Annotated in this window: 1 protein-coding gene; it reads left to right on the top strand. The window is 70.9% G+C overall.

From position 1 onward, the window contains the following. Positions 1 to 20: 20 nt before the first annotated feature. The coding region (locus AC07RN_RS20930; protein WP_478337208.1) for a DUF1707 SHOCT-like domain-containing protein at positions 21 to 609 on the top strand (589 nt) is incomplete at its 3' end.

Genomic DNA, 609 nt, shown 5'->3' with positions numbered 1-609 from the left:
ATCGCGCCCAGACGTGTGGATTGCTGGACGCCGGGTACGGCGAGGGGCAACTGGACCCGACCGAATATCAGGCGCGGACCGCGCAGGCCATGACGGCCAAGACGCTCGGCGAGCTCGCCGCCCTCGTCGCCGATCTGCAGATTCCCGAGCATCTCGCCCAAGCCGCAGAGGAGCCCGCGCCGGCGCCGCGCAATCGTCTCCCGGCTAGCGCCGTCGCAGCGATCATCGTCGCGGTCGTGGCGATCTGCGGAACCGTGATGTACACGAGTCGAGGCGACGACCCGGCCCCAGGTGCGGCCGTCGCGGCCGCACAGGGCCCGGCCACTGCGCCGGGCGCCCCCGGCGAGCCTCAGCCGATCGTGGTCGAAGCGTACGACCCCGTTTCCGCCGAGGGGATCCGCAACTTCCTGCGCCGGTACGAGGAGAAATTCGGCGATCTCCAGGTCGACGACGTGATCTTCTACCCGACCTACGTGTCCCTCGCGCGGGCGGTGCCGGACCAACCGCATCGCGCGCAGGACTGGAGCTTCCGCGGCGGGTTCTCACCCTCCAGGTCGACGGAGTCCCGCCCGCTGGACACGGTCACGGTCGACCTCGCCGCCCTCGAGG

Source organism: Lelliottia sp. GFLA7 (assembly GCF_056490165.1).
This window is presented reverse-complemented; position numbering and strand designations above follow the sequence as displayed.